The 22,421-nt window shown below is 68.2% G+C and carries 20 protein-coding genes; 7 read left to right on the top strand and 13 right to left on the bottom strand.

The window, feature by feature from the left end; genetic code table 11:
* The first annotated feature begins 1 nt into the window (after window position 1).
* Both NZ773_08345 and NZ773_08340 read left to right on the top strand, forming a co-directional pair.
* Window positions 2–1,201 (top strand): FAD-dependent monooxygenase, encoded by a 1,200-nt coding sequence (locus NZ773_08345; GenBank protein MCS6801934.1) that lies wholly within the window; start codon window positions 2–4, stop codon window positions 1,199–1,201.
* A gap of 988 nt (window positions 1,202–2,189) precedes the next feature.
* The gene (locus NZ773_08340) at window positions 2,190–2,960 is read left to right on the top strand and encodes a hypothetical protein (protein MCS6801933.1); all 771 of its coding nucleotides are present in this window, start codon (window positions 2,190–2,192) and stop codon (window positions 2,958–2,960) included.
* Between the two features lie 141 nt (window positions 2,961–3,101).
* Here NZ773_08340 and NZ773_08335 read toward each other — a convergent pair whose 3' ends face one another.
* From NZ773_08335 to NZ773_08305, 7 genes are all read right to left on the bottom strand, one after another.
* On the bottom strand, window positions 3,102–4,223 hold the full coding sequence (locus tag NZ773_08335) for an acyl-CoA/acyl-ACP dehydrogenase (GenBank protein ID MCS6801932.1): 1,122 nt from the start codon (window positions 4,221–4,223) through the stop codon (window positions 3,102–3,104).
* Complete coding sequence (locus NZ773_08330; protein ID MCS6801931.1) at window positions 4,220–5,386, bottom strand: acyl-CoA dehydrogenase family protein; 1,167 nt, start codon at window positions 5,384–5,386, stop codon at window positions 4,220–4,222. Before NZ773_08330 ends, NZ773_08335 begins: the two co-directional genes overlap by 4 nt.
* Window positions 5,387–5,863: 477 nt before the next feature.
* The gene (gene rpmE / locus NZ773_08325; GenBank protein ID MCS6801930.1) at window positions 5,864–6,067 is read right to left on the bottom strand and encodes a 50S ribosomal protein L31; all 204 of its coding nucleotides are present in this window, start codon (window positions 6,065–6,067) and stop codon (window positions 5,864–5,866) included.
* Complete coding sequence (gene rpmA / locus NZ773_08320) at window positions 6,064–6,327, bottom strand: 50S ribosomal protein L27 (protein MCS6801929.1); 264 nt, start codon at window positions 6,325–6,327, stop codon at window positions 6,064–6,066. The genes rpmE and rpmA overlap by 4 nt, the downstream gene beginning before the upstream one ends.
* Entirely contained in the window at window positions 6,317–6,643 is a 327-nt protein-coding gene (gene rplU / locus NZ773_08315; protein ID MCS6801928.1) for a 50S ribosomal protein L21, read from the bottom strand. The genes rpmA and rplU overlap by 11 nt, the downstream gene beginning before the upstream one ends.
* 1,744 nt (window positions 6,644–8,387) lie before the next feature.
* Window positions 8,388–9,410 (bottom strand): putative sulfate exporter family transporter, encoded by a 1,023-nt coding sequence (locus NZ773_08310; protein ID MCS6801927.1) that lies wholly within the window; start codon window positions 9,408–9,410, stop codon window positions 8,388–8,390.
* A gap of 403 nt (window positions 9,411–9,813) precedes the next feature.
* The gene (locus tag NZ773_08305) at window positions 9,814–11,421 is read right to left on the bottom strand and encodes an ABC transporter substrate-binding protein (GenBank protein MCS6801926.1); all 1,608 of its coding nucleotides are present in this window, start codon (window positions 11,419–11,421) and stop codon (window positions 9,814–9,816) included.
* A gap of 358 nt (window positions 11,422–11,779) precedes the next feature.
* Here NZ773_08305 and NZ773_08300 point away from each other — a divergent pair, with 358 nt between their 5' ends.
* Window positions 11,780–12,370 (top strand): TetR/AcrR family transcriptional regulator, encoded by a 591-nt coding sequence (locus NZ773_08300; GenBank protein MCS6801925.1) that lies wholly within the window; start codon window positions 11,780–11,782, stop codon window positions 12,368–12,370.
* Complete coding sequence (locus tag NZ773_08295) at window positions 12,367–12,729, top strand: hypothetical protein (GenBank protein ID MCS6801924.1); 363 nt, start codon at window positions 12,367–12,369, stop codon at window positions 12,727–12,729. The genes NZ773_08300 and NZ773_08295 overlap by 4 nt, the downstream gene beginning before the upstream one ends.
* Here NZ773_08295 and NZ773_08290 read toward each other — a convergent pair.
* From NZ773_08290 to NZ773_08280, 3 genes are read right to left on the bottom strand one after another with little or no spacing between them, the layout of a single operon-like run.
* Complete coding sequence (locus tag NZ773_08290; GenBank protein ID MCS6801923.1) at window positions 12,675–13,286, bottom strand: 1-acyl-sn-glycerol-3-phosphate acyltransferase; 612 nt, start codon at window positions 13,284–13,286, stop codon at window positions 12,675–12,677. The two genes, NZ773_08295 and NZ773_08290, sit on opposite strands and share 55 nt — an antisense overlap.
* 26 nt (window positions 13,287–13,312) lie before the next feature.
* Complete coding sequence (gene cmk / locus NZ773_08285) at window positions 13,313–14,014, bottom strand: (d)CMP kinase (GenBank protein MCS6801922.1); 702 nt, start codon at window positions 14,012–14,014, stop codon at window positions 13,313–13,315.
* Window positions 14,011–14,775, bottom strand: coding sequence for an rRNA pseudouridine synthase (locus NZ773_08280; GenBank protein ID MCS6801921.1), 765 nt, complete (start codon window positions 14,773–14,775; stop codon window positions 14,011–14,013). Before NZ773_08280 ends, cmk begins: the two co-directional genes overlap by 4 nt.
* An 89-nt stretch (window positions 14,776–14,864) precedes the next feature.
* Here NZ773_08280 and NZ773_08275 point away from each other — a divergent pair, with 89 nt between their 5' ends.
* The gene (locus tag NZ773_08275; protein ID MCS6801920.1) at window positions 14,865–15,983 is read left to right on the top strand and encodes a hypothetical protein; all 1,119 of its coding nucleotides are present in this window, start codon (window positions 14,865–14,867) and stop codon (window positions 15,981–15,983) included.
* Window positions 15,980–17,176: a beta-galactosidase gene (locus NZ773_08270; GenBank protein ID MCS6801919.1), complete on the top strand. Its 1,197-nt coding sequence runs from the start codon at window positions 15,980–15,982 to the stop codon at window positions 17,174–17,176. Before NZ773_08275 ends, NZ773_08270 begins: the two co-directional genes overlap by 4 nt.
* Window positions 17,177–17,183: 7 nt before the next feature.
* Here the strand turns inward: NZ773_08270 and NZ773_08265 are convergent, their stop codons facing one another.
* The 3 genes from NZ773_08265 to NZ773_08255 all read right to left on the bottom strand — a co-directional run bounded on the left by NZ773_08265 (window position 17,184) and on the right by NZ773_08255 (window position 21,811).
* Entirely contained in the window at window positions 17,184–18,878 is a 1,695-nt protein-coding gene (locus NZ773_08265; GenBank protein MCS6801918.1) for a cation:proton antiporter, read from the bottom strand.
* Window positions 18,879–18,907: 29 nt separating this feature from the next.
* Complete coding sequence (locus NZ773_08260; GenBank protein MCS6801917.1) at window positions 18,908–19,585, bottom strand: enoyl-CoA hydratase/isomerase family protein; 678 nt, start codon at window positions 19,583–19,585, stop codon at window positions 18,908–18,910.
* 114 nt (window positions 19,586–19,699) lie between these two features.
* Entirely contained in the window at window positions 19,700–21,811 is a 2,112-nt protein-coding gene (locus NZ773_08255; protein MCS6801916.1) for a UvrD-helicase domain-containing protein, read from the bottom strand.
* A gap of 88 nt (window positions 21,812–21,899) precedes the next feature.
* Between NZ773_08255 and NZ773_08250 the strand changes: the two genes are divergently transcribed.
* The coding region (locus NZ773_08250) for a hypothetical protein (GenBank protein ID MCS6801915.1) at window positions 21,900–22,421 on the top strand (522 nt) is incomplete at its 3' end.

Here is a 22,421-nt window from a genome sequence, read left to right as displayed (position 1 = left end):
GGTGTCAGACGATGAGACCATGCCGTGGGGACGCTTGCCGGTGATAGTTATCGGAGCAGGGCTGGGAGGCCTGACGGCGGCGCTTGCCCTCGCTCGTCGGGGACACGCGGTCATGCTGTTCGAGCAGGCTGCCGAACTGGGCGATGTCGGCGCCGGCATTACGATGTATCCCAACGCGACCCGGGTCCTCGAGCACCTTGGCCTCGGCGCAGCGCTTGAAGCGAAAGGAGTGCTCCCTGAGTCGGCGGGAGCGCGCCATTGGAAGACCGGCGAACTGCTTCGGCTGACGCCGAACGGCGCTGCGAGCCGGGAACGCTACGGCGCGCCGCAGTACTTCATCCACCGCGCTGATCTCCATGCGATCCTTGTCGACGCCGCGCGCGCGGCAGGCGTGGTCATCCAGCTTGGCCACACCGTTCGTCGCTTCGAGGAGACGGCCGAAGGGGTTGTCGCCGAGTTCGAGAACGGCGTCCGCGCGCTGGGGTCGGCGCTTATTGGCGCAGATGGCATCCGATCGCAAGTGCGCGCCTGCCTGTTCGGTCCGGACGCGCCGCGCTTCACGGGGAAAGTCGCGTGGCGCGGTCTCGTGCCAATGGAGCGGCTCGGCGCGGAGCATCGCTTTCCGACCTCGTGCCTTTGGACGGGGCCGGACCATGCCTTCCTCCGGTATCCCGTGCGCGGCGGATCGCTGATGAACTATGTCGCTCACTCGGCGCAGGGCGCGTGGGCCGAGGAAAGCTGGAAGCTGCACACCCCTGTCGCGGAGGTGCTGGATGAATTCGCCGGCTGGGACCCGGCGGTGCTCGACGTCATTCGCGCCACCCCGCCGGAGCTGTGCTTCAAGTGGGCGCTCTTCGACCGCGACCCGCTGCCCGAATGGGGGCGCGGCCGCGTGACCTTGCTTGGCGACGCGGCGCATCCTGCGCTGCCGTTTCTCGGCCAAGGGGCGGGGATGGCGATCGAGGACGGCATGGTGCTGGCGCGCTGCCTGACGATGGAAGAGGATGTTCCGACCGCCCTCCGGCGGTACGAGCGGGCGCGGATGCCGCGCTGCCATTTCGTCCAGCTCGAATCGCGGGCGAACGGCGACCGCTTCTTCGAGCCCGACCCCGAGCGGCGTTATGCTGACGGCTCAGCGCAGCGCGCCGCGGAGCAGGAACAAGCGCTCCGCTACTATGACGCGGCGACGGTCGACCTGTGAGGCGTTGCTCCTCCTGCTCTCGGCGCGGCGGCCAGCTTCTGCCGACGCGCCCGCCTTGGTCGGTGGCTCGCGGAGGCGGCAGCGGCGGCCGGAAGAGCGGAGCGGGGCGCGCATTCTTGAGGGGTCGGATGACACGAAACCGCATCCGGCAGCGCGAGAAACTCGGCCCTGCGCTGCTGGAAGCAGTGGTCGAGGGCGATGAGCCATTGTCTCGGCAACGGCCTGCCCGGCGGTGGCGCGGCGGGCACCCGCCGGCAGCTGCGTCACCGTGCTGCTCTGCACGCTGCCGCGAACGGTTCACCCCTGCTCGTCGTCGGACAGCCGCATCCTTCTCAGGCTCGGCGTCGGCTCAGACGGCTGGAACCGCGCTCGGCACGGCCTCGAACCCAGCGGCGCGGATGGCCGAAGACGTTCAAGGTTTCTGCGCTGCTCGGTGGTCCGGGCCGGCCGGCTATCTTCGAGGGCGTGCTTTCCTGCCGCAGCGGCGCCGGTCTTCGCGCCTTCCCGCGACTCAGGGGCTGCCGACCCTGCTCGGCGTCCCAGCGCCGCTGAACGGGCCCGCTGCCGGCCAGGGGGCAGACGGCGCGCTCTCCCAGCCTCGCGTCCGCTCTGCTGCTGGCCGGCTGATGCCCGCTGTGCTCGCGGAGGCTCGCTGGGTGGGCCGGCAGGGTGAGAAGCGTGCCGCTGTCTCCCTCGCACTCAGAGTCGGCTGCGGCCCGGCGGCGACGCGCGGTGCCCGCTGCCGCGCCAGCGTCGGGGCGGGCCGGCTGCAGTCCCGAGAGGCGCTCAGGCCGGGAAACGTGACGCCAGCGGACAACGCGCTGCTGGAAGCGGCGGGCAGTGCGCTTCTCCTCACTGGACCGCTGGGCGAGCGTGCCCGCTCTTCGGTGGTGGACGGCTCTCCTCAACGAGCCGGCGTTCCCGTGCCTGGCGGCGAGGCGGCTTGTCCCAACCCCCCTAGCGGAACTCCTTCTCGCGGAGGTCGCTGATGAAGCGTATCCGGGTTGCGCCGTCGAACCGCGCCGATCGCGAGGTGGTCGAGCGCGACGGCGGCTGGCGCGAGCGGCTCGCCTATGACCCGCAGAGCGGCGCCGAGACATTCGTCATTTTTATTGACAGCGCGCGCCGCAACGACCGCGGGCACCTGCTCGAATACCACACCTGTCATGAAGAGAATTTTCTGCTGACGGGGACGTGCGACTTCGCCGGCTGGTACGACTGGCACAGCCTCGGCTACCTGATGCACCCGCCCTATTGGTGGCATCCCGCGGGCTACCGGTTCCCCTCGGGGGCAGAAATCCTGATCAAGATCGATGCGCCGGCCGACTTCACCTTCACCGAGATCCCGCCCAACTGGGACGGCCGCGAATGGATCGCGCCGCATGCGCCTCACTGGTGCAGGAACCGCGCGGTCTCCAATGCCAATCTGAACGCCGTGCCCTGGGAGCCTGTCCTGCTCGAGAATGGCCGGCCCGCCGGGTTCGAGGCGAAGCATCTCTGGGACGATGTCGAGACGGGGTGGACGACATGGCTGATGCGCGCGCCGGCTGGCTGGCGCGGCAGCGGCGCGGTTCGGCCGGGCGGCGACGAACTGTATCTCCTGGAGGGAGATCTCACGATCGATGGCGTCCGCCTCGTCGAGCGCGGCTACTACTACGAGCCCGAGGTGCTGCGCGATGATAGCGTGAGCGAGCGCGGCTTCACGGCCATTCGCTGGACGCGCGGTGAAACGTGGCGCCTGCCGCCGATCCGAATCTAGTAGCGGCGGGCGCAGCAGGGAGCGCTGCGGAGAGAGGGGCATCCTCTGGCTGGCGCGCTGCCGGCATCTTGCGGGAACGGTCTGCCTTCCGGGGGCGCGCCGAGCAGCGCCGAGCGATGGCTGTCTCGTTTCGGGAGGAGCTTAGGGGGGCGGCTGGAGCAGCCGGCCGCGGACGACCTCCCGGCGGTGATGCTGCTCATCGCCCCAGATCGACTCGGCAACTTTCAGCCGGCGGTAGTACAGCTGGGTGTCGTGGACGCGCATGAAGCCGATGCCGGCAAAGACTTCGTGGATGCGGTGCATCGACCAGCTGATCCAGCGGTTGGCGTACGCTTTCGCCTCCGACACCTCGATCGCGGCGTCGCGGCCGGCGGCGAGGGAGGAGGCGGCTTTATAGGTCAGCAGCCGGAGCGCATCCAGCCGCCACCGCACTTCGGCCAGCTTATGCTGGATCGCTTGGAACGAGCCGATGGGGCGGCCGAACTGTATCCGAACCTTCGCGTAGTCGACCGCAGCCTCGAGCTGTTTCTCGGTGCCGCCCAGCATCCACGCTGTCAGCGCGTTCGTTGCGCGCTGCTCGGCGTTTTGGATGGCGGCCCAGCCGTTGCCGACTGGTCCGATCACGTCGAGCGGCCGGACCTCCGCCAGCTGCACGCTCGCCAAGCCGTCGCCGGCCGTCGTCGGATGCGCAGTTACCGTGACGCCCTCGCCCCCTGCCTCGACCAGAAAGGCGGTCAGTCTCCCGGCGCCGTCGCGGGCAAGGACGACAAAATGCGAAGCGGCCGCGCCGTCGACGACGAAGCGCTTTTCGCCGGTCAGCCGCCAGCCGTCCTCCCGCCGCTCGGCGCGGCAGCGCAGCTGCTCCGGACCGTAGCCAAGATCGTGCTCGCGAAGAGCGGGAACGACGATAGCGCTGCCGGCGATGATGCGGCGCAGGAGGTCGTCGAGCGGCGGCGAGCGAAAAGCGGCGAGCAGGGCGCCGCTCCAGACGACCGACGGGATCCACGGGACTGGCGCGATCGCCCGCCCCAGTTCTTCGGCGAAGAGCGCGACCTCGAGCGCTCCGCCCCCGCTGCCGCCCACCTCCTCCGGCAGGCCGAGCCCAAGCCAGCCAAGCTCGGCGAGTGAGCGCCAGAGGAGGGACGACATCGCTTCGCGGCGGTCTTCCACCTCGCGCGCGACAGCGGGAGGGGAGTGCGCCTCAAGAAACTCGCGCGCTGCGCGGCGGAGGAGCTCTTGCTCCTCGGTGAAGCTCAAGTTCATCGCGGCAACCCGAGGCCGCGAAGAGCGACGATGTTGCGCTGGATTTCCGGCGTGCCGGCGCTGTGAGTGTGGATCGCTTCGCGCTGCCACATCTCAAAATCGCCCCCCGCGAGTGCGAGCGGAGAGGTGCGGTGGAAGAGCGCATAGCTCCCGGTGAGGCGGTAGACAGCGTTCTGAAAGAGCGGGAAGAACGCCTTGCGGTGGATGGCGACAATCGACGCCTCGGCGTTAATCGGCGCGCCGATCGATTGGAGGTGGACGATGCGCCAGCAGAGCAGCCGCCACGCCTCGAGTTCGATGAGCAGGTCGGCGAGCATGTCCTGGGCCCATTCGTACTCAAGCACCGGCCGGCCGTCGCGCCGCAGCCGCCGGCAGGCCTCGATCAGGTCTTCGAGCGAGCGGCGCAGTTCACCATTGGAGGCGATCCCCGAGCGCTCCACCGAGAGGGTGTCGCGCATGTGGCTCCAGCCGTTGTTCAGCTGTCCCATCAGCGCGCTGGCGGGAATGCGCACGTCATCAAAGAAGACTTGGTTTTTTGCCCAGCCGGCGACCGGATCCAGTTTGTGGACGGTGATGCCGGGCGTTCGCGCGTCGACGAGGAAGATGCTGATCCCTCGATGCTTCGGCGCCTCTGGGTCGGTCCGGGCGGCGAGATAGAAGTAGTCGGGCTCGCGTCCGTCTCCCACAAAGATCTTCTGCCCGTTGACGACGAACTCATCCCCATCCCGGATCGCCCGCGTCTGAAGCGATGCAAGGTCGGACCCTGCCTCGGGCTCGGTGAACAGCTGCCAATAGACGCCTTCACCGCTCGTGATCCGAGGGAGATGCTCCCGCTTCTGTTCCTCAGTGCCGAACTGCAGAATGGCCGGTCCGATGATAGTGACCGGGACCAGCGCCTCGTTCGGCGCTTTGTGATAGCCCATCTGCTCGTTGAAGATGGCGTGATGGACAATGCTGAGTCCGGCGCCGCCGTATTCGACGGGCCAGCTGATCGCCAGCCACCGCTTCTGAGCGAGGGCCTTGAGAAAGCGGTCGAGTTCGCGTTTCTGCTCTGGGGACTGACGGCTCTCCTCGTAAAATCGGCCGGGAGGGAGCTCGGCGGCGAGGAATTCCGCGACCTCGCGCTGGAAGGCACGCTGTTCGGGAGTGAGCTCAAAATTCATGGCCGCTCCTCCGCCTCGGCACAATCACCAGCGCGAGCAGGCGACTGCGTTCGCTTGCTGCGTTTTCGCTGCTTCTGCAGGCCCCTTCGCCCGCGCCGGGCTATTGTATCCACAGTCCCGCAAGCGCACAACCGGCGGCCAGGGCGGAGAGGGCACGGTCCTGCAGCGCCGGTGAGGAGCGCCGCATCGCCAGCGAGCGAGTTGCAGCGGTAGGTCGCTCCGGCGGCCGTTGCGCGGGGACGGCAGCGCGGCTGGCAGAGGGCAGGCGGCAGCGGGGCGGTGTCGTCTCCGCGCCCCGACGCGCCAGCGAATCGCGTCGAAGGAAGTCTCCGCTCCCGCCCGGCCTTCCTCTCGCGGGGCAGGCTCAGGCCGCGGCTGCTTGCCGCGGCGCGCCTGCGGCAGAGAACACCGATCGCCTAGTTACCGCGGCGGGATGAGAGGCGAACGGAGGCGGCAAGCGACCGGGGAGAGCGGGCGCTAGTCGGTGATGCCGAAGCGGCGCTTGAACCGCTCGACGCGGCCGGCTGTGTCGACAATGCGCTGCTCGCCCGTGAAGTAGGGGTGACACTTGCTGCAGACATCGACCCGCATGACTGCCTTCACCGAGCCGGTCTCAAACGTCTCGCCGCAGGAGCAGGTGATCACCGCCTTAGTGTAAGGAGGATGGATCTTCGGTTTCATTCTGCCGCCACCGGAATGACGGACGCCTTGCGGTGCTCTTGCCCAGCGCGTTCAAACTTGACGATGCCGTCGACCAGAGCGAACAGGGTGTGGTCGCGGCCGACGCCAACGTTCCGGCCGGGCTTGATCGGCGTGCCGCGTTGGCGGACAATAATGCCGCCAGCGCGCACGAACTGCCCGTCATACAGCTTTACGCCAAGCCGCTTGGAGTTGCTGTCGCGGCCGTTGCGTGAGCTGCCGACCCCTTTCTTATGCGCCATGACTGCCTCCCTCGATGCTGTCGATCCGCACCCGAGTGTAGCGCTGGCGATGACCGAGGCGGCGGCGATACCGCACCTTCGCTCGGTACTTGAAGACGACGATCTTTTCGCCTTTCACCTCACGAAGCACAGTTGCCCGCACTTTCGCGCCAGGGATTGTCGGCTGGCCAACGGTGACCGACGCGCCGTCTGCGAGGAGCAGCACCCGGTCGAACTCGATGGCTGCTCCCGGCGCAAGCTCGCGCCGGTCAATATCCAGAACCTGTCCTGCGCGCACCTTCAGCTGATGCCCGCCGGCGTCGACGATCGCGTACACCTTTACACACCTCGGCCGGCCTCGCGCCGGCGACGATCGACACACGAAAAGGGCGCTCCGGGCGGAGCGCCGCGCCTTACTAGTGTAGCAACGGCAGCGCCTCGGCGTCAACGGCAGTCGACAGCCGAACTGCGGCGGCGGCGAGCGTCGCCGCGTTCTCGCTCGGGCGGCCGGGTGACCCACTGCTGCGGCGGCATGCTGCCGGCCCGATCGCCTGTCGGCCCGCAGCGCGCGGACCGCCGAGACGCGGTCCCCCGCGGCGGGAGGAAAGTCCTTCGTCTTGCGCGAAGGGTGGTCGAGTGCCGCTCTTCTCTCCCGAGGGCGGGCACTCGCTCCGACGCAGCGTAACCGCGCGGCGTCAGCGGATGCTGGATGCTCCTCCCTGTTCCGGCGCGTGCATCCAGCTTTGCGGCAGTCGTGCGCGGTGATCGCGAAGGTGAAGGGCGCAGCGGGGACAGCAGAGCGGCGGGAGAGGCGGCGCATCGTGCCGCCGCCGAGCGGCAAGCAGCGGGCTCGGGTGACGGGAGGTGTCACCGTCTTCTAAGGCGGCCGCCAATCGGCGCCCCTCGCGGGATGGTGGGGAAAACGAGCTGGCCGGCGGTCCCGTCGCCGGCGTGCAGCGCTTGGCTGGACTTCGCGGCTTCCCACGCACGGTCAGCATCGGCCATCTCGGAGAACGTTGCCTACTGCACTGCTTCCCCGCGGACGGCGGGGCGATCATGCCCTCAGGAGCTGCTGCAGCACGGCGTGCGGTCGGCCGGACCGCGCCGGAATTCACGGGATGCCTTGCGAGGGCGTTGACCTGGTCGGCGCCCGCGGCCGCGATTGAGGCGGCGACGCTTCGGCGGAGGACCGCGAAATAGGCACTCGCGCTGTCCGGCATCGGCAAGCGGCGCGAGCCGGCGTCGTCGGGGCGTATAGTCGCCGAACACCTTGCGCTCGGCGCGCGCAGCTGCCTCGAGGAGGCCGGGATAGAGATTGCCACCGCTCCAAGAGCGGATCGACCGCGCGCCGAGCGCCCGGATGACGGCGATCTGGGCGGCCTTCGCCGCTGCCCAGAGGTCGACCGGCAGTCGCTCCGGATCGCGCCCGAGGGGGCATCCTTGTGGAAGTGCAGCGCGATCCCATGTCCCCGCGCTTCAAGGTCGGTGAAGACGGTTTCGCCGCGCGAGAGGGCAACGGCAGTGAATGGGGTGGTGTGTCTGGACCGTCAGCCGGCCGCCGGGGCGTTCCGCGATTGCGGCGAGCAGCCAGCGATCGTCGCGATGGCGCTGCTGCAGCCGGGCGTTGAAGGCGCTGAGGCCGCTGCGCGCCGACGGCGTCGCCGGTCCGACGAGCGGAACGGCTCGATGGAAATACCGATCCCGAAGAGGATAGGTCTGCCCGCCGCCTCGATCGCGCAAGGAGCGCTGCTCGCAACGCCTCCGCCCTCAGCGGGGCGTCTGTCAGCCCGAGGAACTGTCGTTGCCTCAGCATCGCTCTCCTCCACCCTCGCTCGTGCTTGAAATGCGCCGGAGGAGGACGGTGCGGTTCAGGAGGATAGTCGACCGCACCGCGGCCGGCGGGCACGCGTTCGGCCTCTCCTCGTCGGCCGCCGGCATGAGGCCGAGCAGGAGGGAGACGGGCAGTCCGGCCCAGAAGGGCGGCGCGTGCCGACCGCCGTTCGCCGAGACCCCGCCGGCGCGCTGTGCCTTGCCCTCGTACGCAGTCGGCGGCTGCTTCGTCCAGCGAGGAAGCACCGTGCTCAGCCGAGGCCGAAGGCGGTGATTAGGCTCAGGCTGAGGGCGGCGACGATCAGCGCTGCGCCGAGCCCGAGCAGGAAGGGAGCGAGCCCAATCGCGCGCAGCGTAGCGAGCGAGGTGTTCAGGCCGACGCCGGCGAGCGCGAGCAGGATGCAGAAGCGCGCTCCTTCGTCGAGCCAGAGCGTCAGCGGCGGCTGGATCAGCCCGACTGTCCGCAGCGCGACGACGGCAAGAAAGCCGAGCACAAACAGGGGGACTGCGCCCGCTGCGCCGCGGCGCGCTGCCGCTGCGCCCCGTCCCCACCACCAGGCAATGCCGAGCAGAAGCGGCGCCATCAGCGCGTTGCGCGTCAGCTTCACCACTGTGGCTGTGCCGAGCGCCGCCGTCCCGTAGGCGGCGGCGGCGGCTACCACCTGGCTGGTGTCATTGATCGCCGTGCCGGACCACAGCCCGAAGACCGTCTGGGAAAGTTGAAGGGCGGCTCCGATGAGCGGGTAGACGAAGACGGCGAGGGTGCCGAATAGGGTGATCGTCGCGACGGCGAAGCTGACCTCGCTCTCCTTCGCTTCGACGACCGGAGCGGTAGCGATGATCGCCGAGTTGCCGCAGACGGCCGTGCCGACACCGATCAGCAGTGCCAGCCGCCGCGGCAGTCCGAGCAGCCGGCCGACGCTGTAGGCGAAGACGAGGGCGACCGCCATTAAGACGGCGATCAGGAGGATCGCTTGACTGCCGATCGCGACCACGTCGCCGAGCGACAGCCGCGCTCCGAGCAGGATGATGCCGAGGCGAAGCACCCGTTGGACGGCAAGCCGAATGCCGAGGGCAGCAGCAGCGGGAAGACGGAGGGTGTTGGCGATGAGCAGGCCGAGCACGACGGCGACCAGCACCTCGCTGATCGTGGCCGGCACGAAGCGGCCGATGAGGCGAGCGGTGATCGCCACTGCTAAGACGACCGCCAATCCCGGCGCGACGCCGTGCAGCCACGACGCCGCGTTCTTCATCGCCGGATGCCACACAGTCATCTGCCCTGCCCTCTCCTTGTCGAGGGGAACGTGGGCTGCCAGCCCTGTTCAGCGCTCGCGGTGACGAGCGTGCTGCTGCTTGGAGGAGCGGCCGCGAGGCGGAATGCGGGCGAAGCTGCCTTTGGGAATGCGGCTCGGCCTGCGCTCAGCTCTGGCCGGGCTGCCGTCCCGTGCATCGCAAGGAATTGTAGGCTGCGTGTACGGCCGTTGCTCGGGCGAAAACGGCTGCTCCAGCGGCGCTCAGCGGTACGGTGCCGGTCTCCGCGGATGCGGGACGGAAAAGGGAGGGGTGTCGAGCAGCTGAGAGAACACTTTTCGGCAACGACGAGGAAGCGGCCCGTGCACGACCGCCCTGTCGAGGCCGTTCGTGCGGGCCGCTCCCTCTCGGAACGGCGGGATATTCTCAGCGCGAGACGGAGATATTTTGCCAGTCGATATAGCCGAGGCCGACGGGGTGCGGCCGGAAGTTCTCGAGACGGGGGTTGTGCACCCAGTTATCGAGTGGCTGCATGATGGGGACGCCGGCGAATTCTTCGTGGAGAATCGCTTGGGCCTGCTGCAGCAGCTCTCGGCGCTTGTTCATGTCGAACTCGGCCCGGCTCTGGTCGAACAGCTGCTGGAAGCGCGGGTTGTCGAACATGACGGCGTCGGGCGGCTGGATCTTATTGCTGAACCAGTTGAGCGAGAAGTCGGCGTCGAAGGCAGGGCCATATTGGACGCCGTTCGACATGATCGGCGCGCGCGGGCCGCTGAACACGCGCTGGACAAAGACATTCGTCTCCAGCGGGTTGATGTTCAGCTTGATCCCGACCTCGTTCAGATAGCCTTCGGTGGCGTTCTGGAAGCCGGCGAAGACAAGCGAGGTGCCGAGGAAGTCGGCGTTGAGGGTCAGGCCGCCGGCATAGCCTGCTTCGGCGAGCAGCTGCCTCGCTCGGTTGGGGTCGTAGGGGTAGGGCCGCAGATTGGGGTTGTAGCCGAAGCCGTCCTCGCCGACCCATTGCGAGGCGACCCTGCCCGCTCCAGCGTACAGCTCCTTGATGATCGCCTCCTTGTCGATGGCATAGGCGATCGCTTGGCGAACGCGCCGGTCGGCGATCGGTCCGCCGCGGTTTGTCGTGAACCAGAGCTGGTAGATGTTCGCCTGGGCGATTTGGGCGTTGCGCAGGCCGGCGCGAACCATGTCTTCGACCCGGTCGGCGGCGAGCAGCGTTAGGTCGATATCGCCGGTGCGGAGGCCAGCGATCACGGTGCCGAGCTCTGGCACCGAACGGATCTCGATTTTGGCGAGCCGCGGCGCGCCCCGCCAGCTGTTAGTGACGGCTTCGAGCGTTGCCGAACGGCCGGGGTCGAAAGCGGTGATCCGGAACAAGCCGCTGCCGGCGTTCGGTCCGGGGTTGCTGGCGAAGCCGGGCTTCTGCCCTTCCGCGGGGTCGGCGATCAGGATTGAGAAGGTGCGCCGCGGCCAGATCGGGTCTGGCGTTTTGGTCCGGAAGCGGATGGTCAGTTCGTCGACCACTTCCGACGAGTCATAGGTGGGGATGCGAGCGGCGAGACCGAGCTTGTTCTCCGGATTGCTCACCCGGTCGTAGTTCCACTTCACCGCCTGGGCGGTGAGGGGGTTGCCGGACGCGAAGCGGACGTTCGGCCGGAGCTTGAATTCCCACGTCGTTTGGTCAAGCGCTCGGTAAGACGTCGCGAGCACTTCCTTGATCTGGCCGCGTTCATCGGGCGCGAGAAGCGAGTCGAAGGCGAGCCGAACGGCAAAGTCGGCAGGAGGGGTCAGGTGGTGAGGGTCGAGGGTCGCAATTGCGAGGCCGGCGGCAGCGTAGGTGATTGAGCCGCGCGGCGTCGGCGCAGCCGGAGTGCCGGGAGCGACGCCGCCGGTCGGCGCTTGGGTTGTCGTCTGCGGCGCTTGCGCCGGCGCGCACGCCGCGAGGAGGGTCGCGCCGCTGAAGACTGCGGTGTAGCCGAGGAAACGGCGTCGGCTGAGGCGCGAGGAGTGTCGGGCCATAACGAACCTCTCCGATCGATGGGACTAGCCGATTTGACCAAAGTGCATCATACAATTAAAGTGCAAAGAAGGGGATGTTTTGTATCGGCTCTTTCCGTGAACCGCGTGCCGAACTGTGCCGTCGTCGGTTGAGAGAGCGGCGCACGTCGTCTCGCTCGCCGGTGTCACGACGAACAGCAGCATCTGCTTGCTGGTGCTGGCGCCGGGGTGATGGGCCTCTCCGCGTGGCGCCATTCCGCTACTATCCGGTGCGCGCCCCATAAGGCGGCGCTAGGCGCATCGTATATCTGCCATCGCTCGTCCTGCCGATTGGTGCGCGGGAGCGAGTGCGGAGAGGACAGTGCCACGACCATATTCTATGGCCCGACGGGCCCAATTGACGGCTGCGACGCGCGAACGCGTGCTGCGCGCTGCGCTTGACCTGATCGTCGAGGTCGGTCCCGATGCGGTCACCTTGCAGGCAGTTGCCGAGCGCGCCGATGTCGCGCCGGGAACGATTTATTACCACTTCAACTCGCGTGACCAGCTGTTTGCCGCTGCGTACGATATGCTGCGGCTTGAGTGGGAAGAACAGAAACAGTGGGAGACGACGGAGACAGCGCCGGCCGCGCAGCTCCGGAGCCTCATTCGCTCCTGTTTCAGGGATTACGCGCAAAATGCGCCGCTGCTCCGCGTCATTCTTCGCCTCCGCGGCTCGCGCGATCTCGAGGAAGCTGTCGCTCGGGTCCGCGCCCGCCGACGAGCGATCATTGCGGAGATTTTGCGCAACGCAGAAAGCCGCGGCGCGCTCTGTCTCCCCCTCGCCCGCGCAATCACCATAACGTACAGCTTGACCTCATTCTCTGCCTGGCAGACCCTCGTTGAGGAGCAGGGCCTGTCGCCCCAGTGCGCGGAGCACGAGGTTGCCGAATTCCTCGTCTCCACCCTCTTTCCGAGCTCCAGCCGATGAGCATTCGCCGTGCGAGCGCGCTGTGGGACGGCCCGGCCGAGGATGTCCTCTGGCTGCTAATCGATCCGCTGCCGGAGTTCTGGTCGATCGAGCCCGTTGACCAGCACGGGCGGGTCGCGCTGCTCCGCGCCCTCGATGAGCGCGAACTGCCGACCGAGGAGCTGGCGGGCATCGAGGTGGCGGGCTTTCTCTCGTTTGAGGCGTGGGACAGTCTGCCCGACCTGCCAGGACGCTGGGCTATCGACGGCGACGAACCGCGGCCGCTGGTCGAGGCGCTGCGCCGAGTGCAGGCGGCGCTGCGCGGTCAGCTGCTTCCGGCGGGAGATGGCGCCGCCGACCTCGGCGAGGGGTCCCGATAAACGCCCCGGTAGCGCTCGGGCAGCAGCGCGGCGATGGCGCGCATGATCTGGTCGGTGGCGACCTCGAGATGCTTGCGCAAGCTCGGGTCGAGCGTGAACGGCTCGCCGAAGACGACATGGACGCGCGGGCGCCGAAGCAGGTCCGTCGGCTTCTTGATTGCCTCAGTGCCCCAGACAGCGGCGGGAAGGATCGGCACATTGCAGCGCAGGGCGAGGTACGCCGCTCCGGGCTTTCCCGGCTGCAGCCCCCCTGTTTTGCTGCGCGTTCCTTCCGGCATCAGCCCGAGGAAACCCCCGCGCCGGAGCAGCGCTTCTGCATCGCGGATCGCGTGGCGATCGGCCTCGCCGCGCCGGACGCGCAGTTCGCCGTGGTGCCGGCCGAGAAAGGCGAGGATCGGATTTTCCCACAGCTCTGCCTTGGCCATGAAGTTCAGGAGCCGCGGCGAGGTCGCGACAAGCAGCGGCGGGTCAGCCCAGCTGAGATGGTTTGCGACAAGCAGCAGCGCTCCCTCGCGCGGCACGCGTTCCCGCCCTTCGACCTGCGCGCGAGCGACCAGCGCAACAATCAGGCGAAGCCCGAGGTCTATCGGGCGCTGCAGACGTGACGTCTTCTCTCCTCCACAAGCTGAAACACCTGATCGACCAGTTCGTCGAGCGACACCTCGTCATTGCGCACTTCGATCGCGTCCGGGGCGCGGCGCAACGGCGACATCTCGCGCGATGAGTCGATCTGATCGCGGTGATAGATATCGGCGAGCACCGTGTCGTAGTCAGCCGCAACTCCGCGGGCGCGCAGCTGCTCCAGCCGGCGCCGCGCGCGCACTTCCGGCGAGGCGTTGAGATAGATTTTCAGGTCAGCGTTGGGAAGGACCACGGTGCCGATATCTCTGCCGGCGAGGATTGCGCCGCCTGCCCCCGCCTGCCGCTGCTGCTGGGCGACGACCGCCGTGCGAACGCCGGGAACCGCGGCAACTTCCGAGACGATCTGCTCGACCGGCCGCTCTCGGATTGCCCAGGTGACATCCTCGCCGTTCAGCAGGGCGGTGTATTGCCGGCCATCGGCGGGGCCAGTCGGCTCAATGCGGATATCGAGCCGTTGCGCGAGCGCGGTCAGCGCCGCCGTATCGTCGACGGCGATCCCGGCGCGGAGCGCGGCGAGCGCGACTGCCCGATACCACACCCCCGTGTCGAGGTAGCGGTATCCCAGCCGGCGCGCAAGCGCCTCGGCGAGAGCGCTCTTGCCGGCGCCGCTCGGGCCGTCGATGGCGATCGTCAGTGCCTTCACGCGGCGGCATCTCCAAGACCGACGGCTTGGCGCAGGAGCGCAACTTCCCGCTCGGTCAGGTCGCGGCACTGGCCGGGCCGCAGGCTGCCAAGTTCGATGGGACCGATGCGCGTGCGGACGAGCCGCACAACGCGCAGCTCAACCGCCTCGCACATCCGCCGGACTTGACGCTTCCGTCCTTCATGGAGCACGAACCGCAGGACCGCGCCGCTTGGCCCCTCCTGCCGCTCCAGCTCGACCACTGCGGGGGCGGTCGGCCTCCCGTCGAGCATGATACCGGTGCGCAGCCGTTCCAGCTTCTCCTCCGTCACCGTGCCGCGCACGCGAACGCGGTACTCTTTCTCCAGACCGGTGCTCGGATGGCTGACCCGATGCGCAAGTTGGCCATCGTTGGTCAGGAGCAGCAGCCCCTCGCTGTCGAGATCGAGGCGGCCGATTGGGTAGAGCCGCTGGCGGTTGCCCTCGGCGTCGGTGACCGAATGGCGAACGAGGTCGATCACCGTCGGACGGTTGAAGGGGTCGGAGACCGTGGTCAGGACACCGGCAGGCTTATTGACGAGCAGATACCGATGAGTCTCGGGCAGCCGGATCACCTTCCCATCGACGACGATGCGGTCGCGGGTCGGCTCGACCTTGTTGCCGAGCGAGCGGACCACCCGCCCATTGACCGAGACCCGCCCTTCGAGGATCATCCGCTCGGCGCGGCGTCGAGAGGCGACGCCTGCGGCGGCGAGAACTTTGTGCAGCCGTTCTCCGGTCATGCGGACATCTCCCGATGTGCGCGATCGCTTCTTGACCGTAGCATATCTGAGCGCGGCGCGAAAGGCGCGGTATACTCCACCCCTGTCAGATGACCACCATCCTCCTGATGATGTCGGACACGGGTGGCGGCCACCGCGCGGTCTGTCGCGCTCTCGTCGAAGCGTTTGAGGCGATCGACCCGGCGATCGACGCCCCGATTGTCGACCTCTTCGCCCTCGGCAAGCGCCGCCGTTTCGTCGACCGGCTCATCCATAGCTACGGCACCGTCATCCGCGCCGCGCCTTGGCTGTACGGGCTTGCCTATCACCTGACCAACCGGCCAGCTCTCTTCGAGAGGATTGCGACAGCGAACGAGGCCGTTCTCGTTCGGCGAGGGCGGGTACTGCTTCGCCGCTACCAGCCCGATGTCATAGTTTCGGTCCATGCCCTCGTCATCCGGCCGATGGTGAAAGCGGCGCAGGCGGAAGGGGTAGCGACGCCGATGGTCGTCGTCATTCCAGACCTTGTCCGCTTCCATTGCAGCTGGGTGCGCGGGGAGGTCGAGCGCTATACCGCGCCGACCCCAGAGGGCGCCGACCTGCTCGTCACGTACGGCGTTCCTCGCGACCGGATTGTGCTGACGGGGATCCCGGTGGGGCGAGCGTTCGCTACCCCGAGCGACCCCCGGCAATTGCGGGTCGCGCTCGGGCTCGACCCCACGCGGCTGACAGTTCTGGTCATCGGCGGCGGAGAGGGGACAGGCAATTTGCCGGCGCTCGTCAATGTCATCGACCAAGCAGGGCTGCCGATCCAGCTGCTTGTCGTCACTGGTCGCAATCAGCGTGCCAAGGCGGCGATCGACTCTTTGCCGCTGTTCACCCCCGCCAAAGTGTTCGGCTTCGCGCACAATATGCCCGACCTGATCAAGGCAAGCGATATCGTCGTCTCGAAAGGCGGCCCGCAGTCGATCGTCGAGTGCCTCGCGGCGGGGCGGCCGCTTCTCATCACCCACGTCCTGCCCGGGCAGGAGGAGGGCAACGACGAATGGGTGGAGCGCCACGGCGCCGGCTACCGCACGCGCACCCCGGCGCAGGTGGTGCAGGCACTGCGCAAGCTGACGCAGCAGCCGGCCGAGCTGGCTCGGCTGACCGAGGGCGCGCGCCGGCTGGGGCGGCCGGATGCTGCTCGCCGGGCTGCCGAGGTGATCCTAGCGGAGCGGCGAGGATGAGCCGGCTGACCCGCCGAACGCTGCTTGCGCGGATTGGGGCCGTCGTCGGCGGCGTGGCAGCGCTCGACCTCGCCGCGCCGTTCATCTGGCAGCCAGCCTCGGCCGCCCCCGCGCTGCCGGCGCCGACCGAAACGCTCCGTCTCGGCGCGAATTTCAGCCCGCTTGAGGCCAGCTATATGGACCTCGACGCGCCCGCGGCGTTCGACGAGATCCTCTCGCTCAATCTTGATTTCATCCGGCTGGGCGCCTACTGGAACGAACTCGAGCAGCGGGAAGGGAAATTCGACTGGGGACGTCTTGAGCGCTATCTCGAAAAGGCGGCGCGGCGCGGCATTCCCGTCATCCTGACTCTCGGCATGAAAGCGCCAGTGTGGCCGGAATACCACCTGCCGTGGTGGGTGCACGAGTCGGTCTGGCTGCCGCCGACTGGCCTGATCACGCGCGACCCGCGCCTTGCTGCGCTTGCGCACGCGTTTACGCGCGCTGTGGCCGAGCGCTATGCCGCAGCGCCGGAGATCACGGTGCTGCAAGTTGAGAATGAGCCGTTCGAGCCGGTGCTGACGGAGCACGGCTGGACGCTTGATGAGCCGTATCTTCGCCAGCAGGTGGCGATTGTGCGGAGCGCGGATCGGCTCGGGCGGCCGATTCTGCTGACTGCCTATGTGGGGACGCACCGCCTTGTGACCGGCCTGCAGAGCCTGCAGTGGCGGCTCGCCGCCCAGCCGGTCACGGTGCCGCTCTTCGGCATGCGGTCAGAGCGGGCGCTGATCGCGCTTGCGGATATCGTCGGTCTCGATGTCTACCCGAACATCGGGTGGAAGTTTTTCGGGCTGCCGTCCTACTTGCGGGCGATCGACCCCGACGATTACGGCGCGCTTCTTGCCTGGCGCGATGCTGTCCTCGCGGCGGGCAAGCGCGTGATGATCGCCGAATGTCAGGCCAAGCCGTGGGAGCCGGGAGACAAGGTGTATCGTCATTTCGAGACGCCCAGCTTTCGGCCGCACGATATTGCTCCGCTCGTCGCGAGGCTTGCGAGTTTCGGCTTCTCCGATATCGCGCTCTGGGGCGTTGAGCATTGGCTGTGGCATCGTGACCATGGCGACCCGAGGTGGTGGCGCGAGGGGCAGCGTCTCCTCGAGCGGCGCGAACTGCCGGCAGCGGCCGGATCGGATCCCGACCGCTCGGTCCGGTGAGCGGCGGTCACCACTCTGAGGGCTCGTGGTGTGAGCGAAGCCGCTGCAGCATTCCTTGGATCTCGGCGGCACTGATCCCGAAGCGGCGGAGGGCAAAGCGGGTCATCTCGATCGCCAGTTCGATCTCGCCGACGACGGCTTCCTGGACGCCGAGTTTGAGGAGATGCTCCTGCTCGGCGAGGGAATGACAGCGCGCGATGATCGGGAGGCGGGGATAGGTGGAGCGGACATGCTCGACGACGATCCGCGTCGCGAGCGCGTCGGGCAGGGCGATGATCAGCAATCGGGCATGCTCGAGTCCAAGCTGGTCAAGCAGGAAGGGATTGTCGGCCTCGCCGAGGATGGCCGGCCGTCCCTGCGCCCACAGCCGCCGGACAACCTCTGGGTCTTCATCAACGGCGACAAACGAGAGGCCCCGCCGGGCGAGCGCGCTGCCGATCACTTGGCCGACGCGGCCGTAGCCGAGGATCACGGCTGGAGGACGCGGCGACGCCTCGATCAAGGAGGCGATCTCGGTCGGCGGAAGAGGACGGCGCAGGCGTTCGCCGACAGCGCGGGCGAGGCGGTAGGAGCCGGGCGCGGCGATCATCGAGACGAGCGAGCCGGAGAGGATGAGCGCGAAGACGTCGGACGAGAGGATGCCGAGCGTCAGTCCGGTGGAGGCGAGCAAGAACGAAAACTCCCCCGAGTGCGCCATCACGCCGGCCACGAGCGCGCCGGTTCGCCAGGGGTGGCCGATGGCGCGCACGATCGCCGCGATGATTGCGGGCTTGACAACCATGATGAGGAGAAGAACGGTCAGCGCGAGGCGCCAGTCCGCCACAACAGCCGACGGGTTGAGCAGCATGCCGACCGAGACGAAGAAGATGCCGGCGAAGATGTCGCGCAAGGGGCCGGCGGTAGCGAGGATGCGGTGCGACAGCTCCGACTCGCTGACGACGATGCCGGCGATAAAGGCGCCGAGCGCGAGCGACAGGCCAAAGAGCGTGGCGCTCGAAGCGACCGCGAGCGCTACCGCGGCGACGGTGAGCGCGAACACTTCGCGGTTGCGCAGCCGCGCGACGCGCTCGAACAGCCAAGGAAAGAGCCGCACGCCGATCGGAACGAGAATGATAAAAAAGAGAAACGCCTTGCCGATAGCGAGCGCGACGTCGCCCGGCGTGGTTCCATGGTCGCCGCTGAGCGAGCGGAGGACGATCACCAGCCCGATCGTGGCGAGATCTTGGACGGTAGAGATGGCAAAGGCGATCTGGCCGTGGGTTGAGCCGGTCTCGCCGCGCTCGTTCAGCAGCTTGCCGGTGACAACGCTCGAGGAGATCGCGATGGCGGTGCCGAAGCAGAACGCCTCGGCGAAGGGCCAGCCGAAAAGCGCGCCCACGCCGAAGGCGACCGCGAGTGTCGCTGCGACCTGCACGCCGCCGGCGAGAAAGGCTGTCCAGCCGAGTTCGACCAAGCGGCGGAGCGAGACGTCGACGCCGACAGTGAACATCAGCAGGATGACCCCGAGGTCGGCGATGGCGCTCACCGTCTCGAGATCGCCCCGGAAGCCCGGCGTATACGGCCCGAGGGCGATGCCGGCGAGGATATAGCCGAGGATCGGCGAGATGCGCAGCCGTGCGCTCACCACGGCGCCAAGCCAGGCGAACGCTAAGGCAATGGCGAGGTTGACGAGGAGCGCCGACCCTTCGCTCGCGTGATCCACGGCGTCAGTATCGCCGGTTTTGGGCGCGTTTAGTCGCGTCCGTAGGCGCCTCGCTCGACGAGTTCGAGGGTACGCGAGACCACCTGCGGCAGATAGGTAGCGACTTGGTCGGCGATCTCGTCGCCCTTTGCGGCGAGCTGGTCGTCGGGCACGACGAGGGTGACGAGGCCAAGCTGTTGAGCGGTCAGCGCGTCGAGACGCTCCATCAGCAGCAAGAACCGATGAGCGCGCAGCTTGCCGAGATTGCGCCCGAGCCGGATCGCCCAGCTTTCGTCGTTGAAGCCGCTCGATCGCATTTCGTTCTCGAGCATTTTCAGGCTCTCGCCGGCGATGACGATGTCGCCTGCGGTCGCCAGCTGAGCGCCGGCGGCGATGCAGTGGCCGTGGACAAGCGTGATCACCGGCTTGGGAAACGAATCGAGGCGCTTGGCGACGGCGTAGAGGCGGACAAAGGTGAGCGGCCCCTCCTCGGCGCCCCGTTCGCGCAGCTCGGCGAGCACCTTCGTGTCAAGCCCTGAGCAGAAGCCCCGTTCGCCGGCGCCGCGCAGGAGAACGACCCGGATCTCCTCATCCCGCTCCGCCTCATCGAGAGCGCGGTCGATGATGCGCAGCATGTCGAGGGTCAGGGCGTTGATGACCTGCGGCCGGTTGAGAGTGAGATACAGCTTCGGACCGCGTCGTTCGACCAGAACAGGCTCGTCGCTCATGCATCCTCCAGGTGACGTTCGACGTGCCATGATAGACGCTCCGCCGTGCCGGCGTCCCCGGGAGCGGCCGAAACGCATACTCTTCCCATCGGCAAGCGCTGGCTGCGGAGCGCTCTAGCGGGAACCGGCGGCGACTGACGTCCAGAGCGCGCGGTCAAGGTCGTTGAGGAAGGGGGATGGCGCGTTCTGCGTATGCGTGACGAGCAGGCGGCGCATGGCGCGGGTGAGCGCAACGAACAGGAGGCGCCGCTCGTCGGCAGCGCGCTCGGCTCGCGCGTCGGGCCCGACCGCCCCTTGGAGGAAGGGCATGACGCCGCGGTCGATGCGGGGAACAACGACGATTGGGAATTCGAGCCCCTTCGCCGAATGCATCGTCAGCACCTTGACGAAAGGCGCGTCGAGGTCGAGCTGGTCGCCGTGAACGACGCGCGCGTCGACGTTGAGCTCCCGGAGCCGCTTCGCGATATCCTGCCCGATGCGCTCGAAGCGGACGAGGATGGCGGCGCTGCTGAGCGGCAGGCGGAGCTCATCGGCCGAGGCAGTCAGATAGTCGGCGATGAGGCGCGCCTCCTCATTCTCATTGCGAACGGCGGCGAGAACGGGCGGCGGTCCCTCGCGGACGGCGGTTGCGGCGAGGCTGTCGGCGTCGGCGTCCGAGCCGCCCATGAGGCTCGCGGCGGCGGCGGCGATAGCGCGCGTGCTGCGGTAGTTGCGGCGGAGGATGGTTGTCCGGCCCTGAAAGTTGAGGCTGCTGTGCGCGCGCAGCCAGCTGTAGCCTCGCCCGTAGATCGACTGGTTGGCGTCGGCGGTGACATACAGTCCGTCCGGCGAGGCGCACAGTTCGGCGCAGACGGCGAGGGCGACTGGCGGCAGGTCTTGGCCCTCGTCGACGACCACGACATCGTATTGGAGGCTGCAGCGGCCGTCCCGGAGCGCGTCGGCAGCGCGGGCGCGGAGCGTGTTGTAGGTGGCGACGCCTTGGCTGGCAAGCCGGTCGCGGAAGCGGCGGGCGATCTCCCAGACGGCGCGGCGGAGCCGGCCGTCGAAGCGGACCCGGCGGCCGGCGCGCGGCTCCGCAAGGTAGGCGGCGAGGTCCGGCACGGCGCGGCCCTCGATCACCCACTCGATTTCTTCGCGCAGGTAGCTGTCGGGGACGGCGTCGAGCGCCCTGCCGGTCAGCTCATCAAGCGTGGGGCGAACGGCTTGCCGCGCGGCCTTGAGCGCTGCCTCCTGCTGGCCCTCGTCGGCGACCGCGAACGGCGCGCCGGCGTTGGCGAGGACCTCGCGGACGACGGCGTCGAGCGTGCTGACGGTGACGTGCCTCCGCTGCTCGCCAAGGAGGCTGTCTAGCAGCTGGCTGCTGGCCCGGGTGAGCGCTCGAGTGAAGGTGACGAAGAGAATGCGGGGCGGGGTCGTCGGCGCCGAAGCGATGCGGTGGCGGATGTGATAGAGGGCGACGAGCGATTTGCCCGAGCCGGGACCGCCCTTCACGAGCTGGGCGCCCTTCTGGATGCGATAGGCGACCTTCTCCTGCTCAGGGTCGAGCTTGAGGAGGAAGCCGCGCAGCGTTCCTTCGAGGTAGCGCTCGAGGTCGGCGAGGCTCGGCACGTCGAGGGTCGGCTGCTCGGCGATCTGCTGGGGCGTTGGCGGGCGCTGCCAGTGGAGGATGCGCTCGACGATCTCGTCGTCGAGGCCGAGGTCGAGCAGGTCCTCGAGCCGCTGGCAGGCGAGGATGCGGTCGTGGTGCTCTGCGGGCACCCCCCATTCGGCGAGCAGTTCACGGAAAAACCCCGGCGTGCGGTCGGGCGGGGGCAGCTGGTCATCCTCCGGGTCATCCAATGGGAGCGCCGGCTGCTCCGGCTCCTCGGCGACGGCCGGCGGGATGCCGGGCGCGGGGGCGATCGCGATCGGCTGGGCGTCCGGCACTGCGCCAGCGGCGAGGTCGCCCGGCAAGACGGAGAAGCGGTCGTAGATGTCGGCGCGGTGGCCGATCGCGAGGCCGGCGGCGCAGCCCTCGCCGAGGCAGTAGATCAAGCGGTAGTCGCCGAGGCGGTAGCGGTAGACGTTCGTGTAGCGGTGGCTGAAGATCTTCTTGGCGTGCCCGTTGCCGAAGAGCGGGTCCTGTTCGATCACCTCGATGGCGCGGAGGGCGCGCTGCTGCACCTTCTTCGGGAGGGTGAGGAGGTCGCGAAGAAAGGCGGGCTTGGCGTCGAACTTGACCGGCATACGCTCGGCTCCTCACCTCCGCTGCGGCGCCGCGAGACGGCCGGAGAGACGCGCGTTATGCGCAGTATATACGCGAGCGCGATCCCCCATGAACGCGCGCGTCTATTTATACGCGTCGCGTATAGAACGCGCCCTTTCGGGTACCGTGGCGCAGCAAGACTCCCTTCCTAACGAGACGGGCAAGCAGACGCGACGCCTGGTCTGGGCTGATCCGGCACAACTCTGCCGCCTGCCCGCGGGTAATCTGTCCGTATCGTTCGACGTCCTGCATCAGCATCTGCTCCTGCTGGATCGGCGCAAAGCCGCGCTGACGGACATAGCCGGCAGGGTGCCCCAACCGCGGGTAGAGAGCCGCGGAAAGGTGGTACGACCGACCTTTCCGCTCACCGCGCGCCTCAGCAAGGCCGCGCTCGACGAGGCGCTGGAGGACAGCTCGCGCCTCGGCTTCGTTCTTGTGGATGAGCGCGGCGGCAGTCGCGCTCCTGATGACGCAGTCGCGCCGGAGCGCATTCAGCGAGGCTCTTCGAACGGACCGGCCGCCCGGCGCGCGCAGGCTCAGGCGGCCAGGCGGTTCGCGACGGCGCGCACGTGCTTGCAGTTGCCGCGGATG

Source organism: Dehalococcoidia bacterium (assembly GCA_025054935.1).
Lineage (GTDB): Bacteria > Chloroflexota > Dehalococcoidia > SpSt-223 > SpSt-223 > JANWZD01.
Note: the sequence above shows the minus strand (reverse complement) of the source record. Positions and strands in the feature narration are given on the sequence as shown.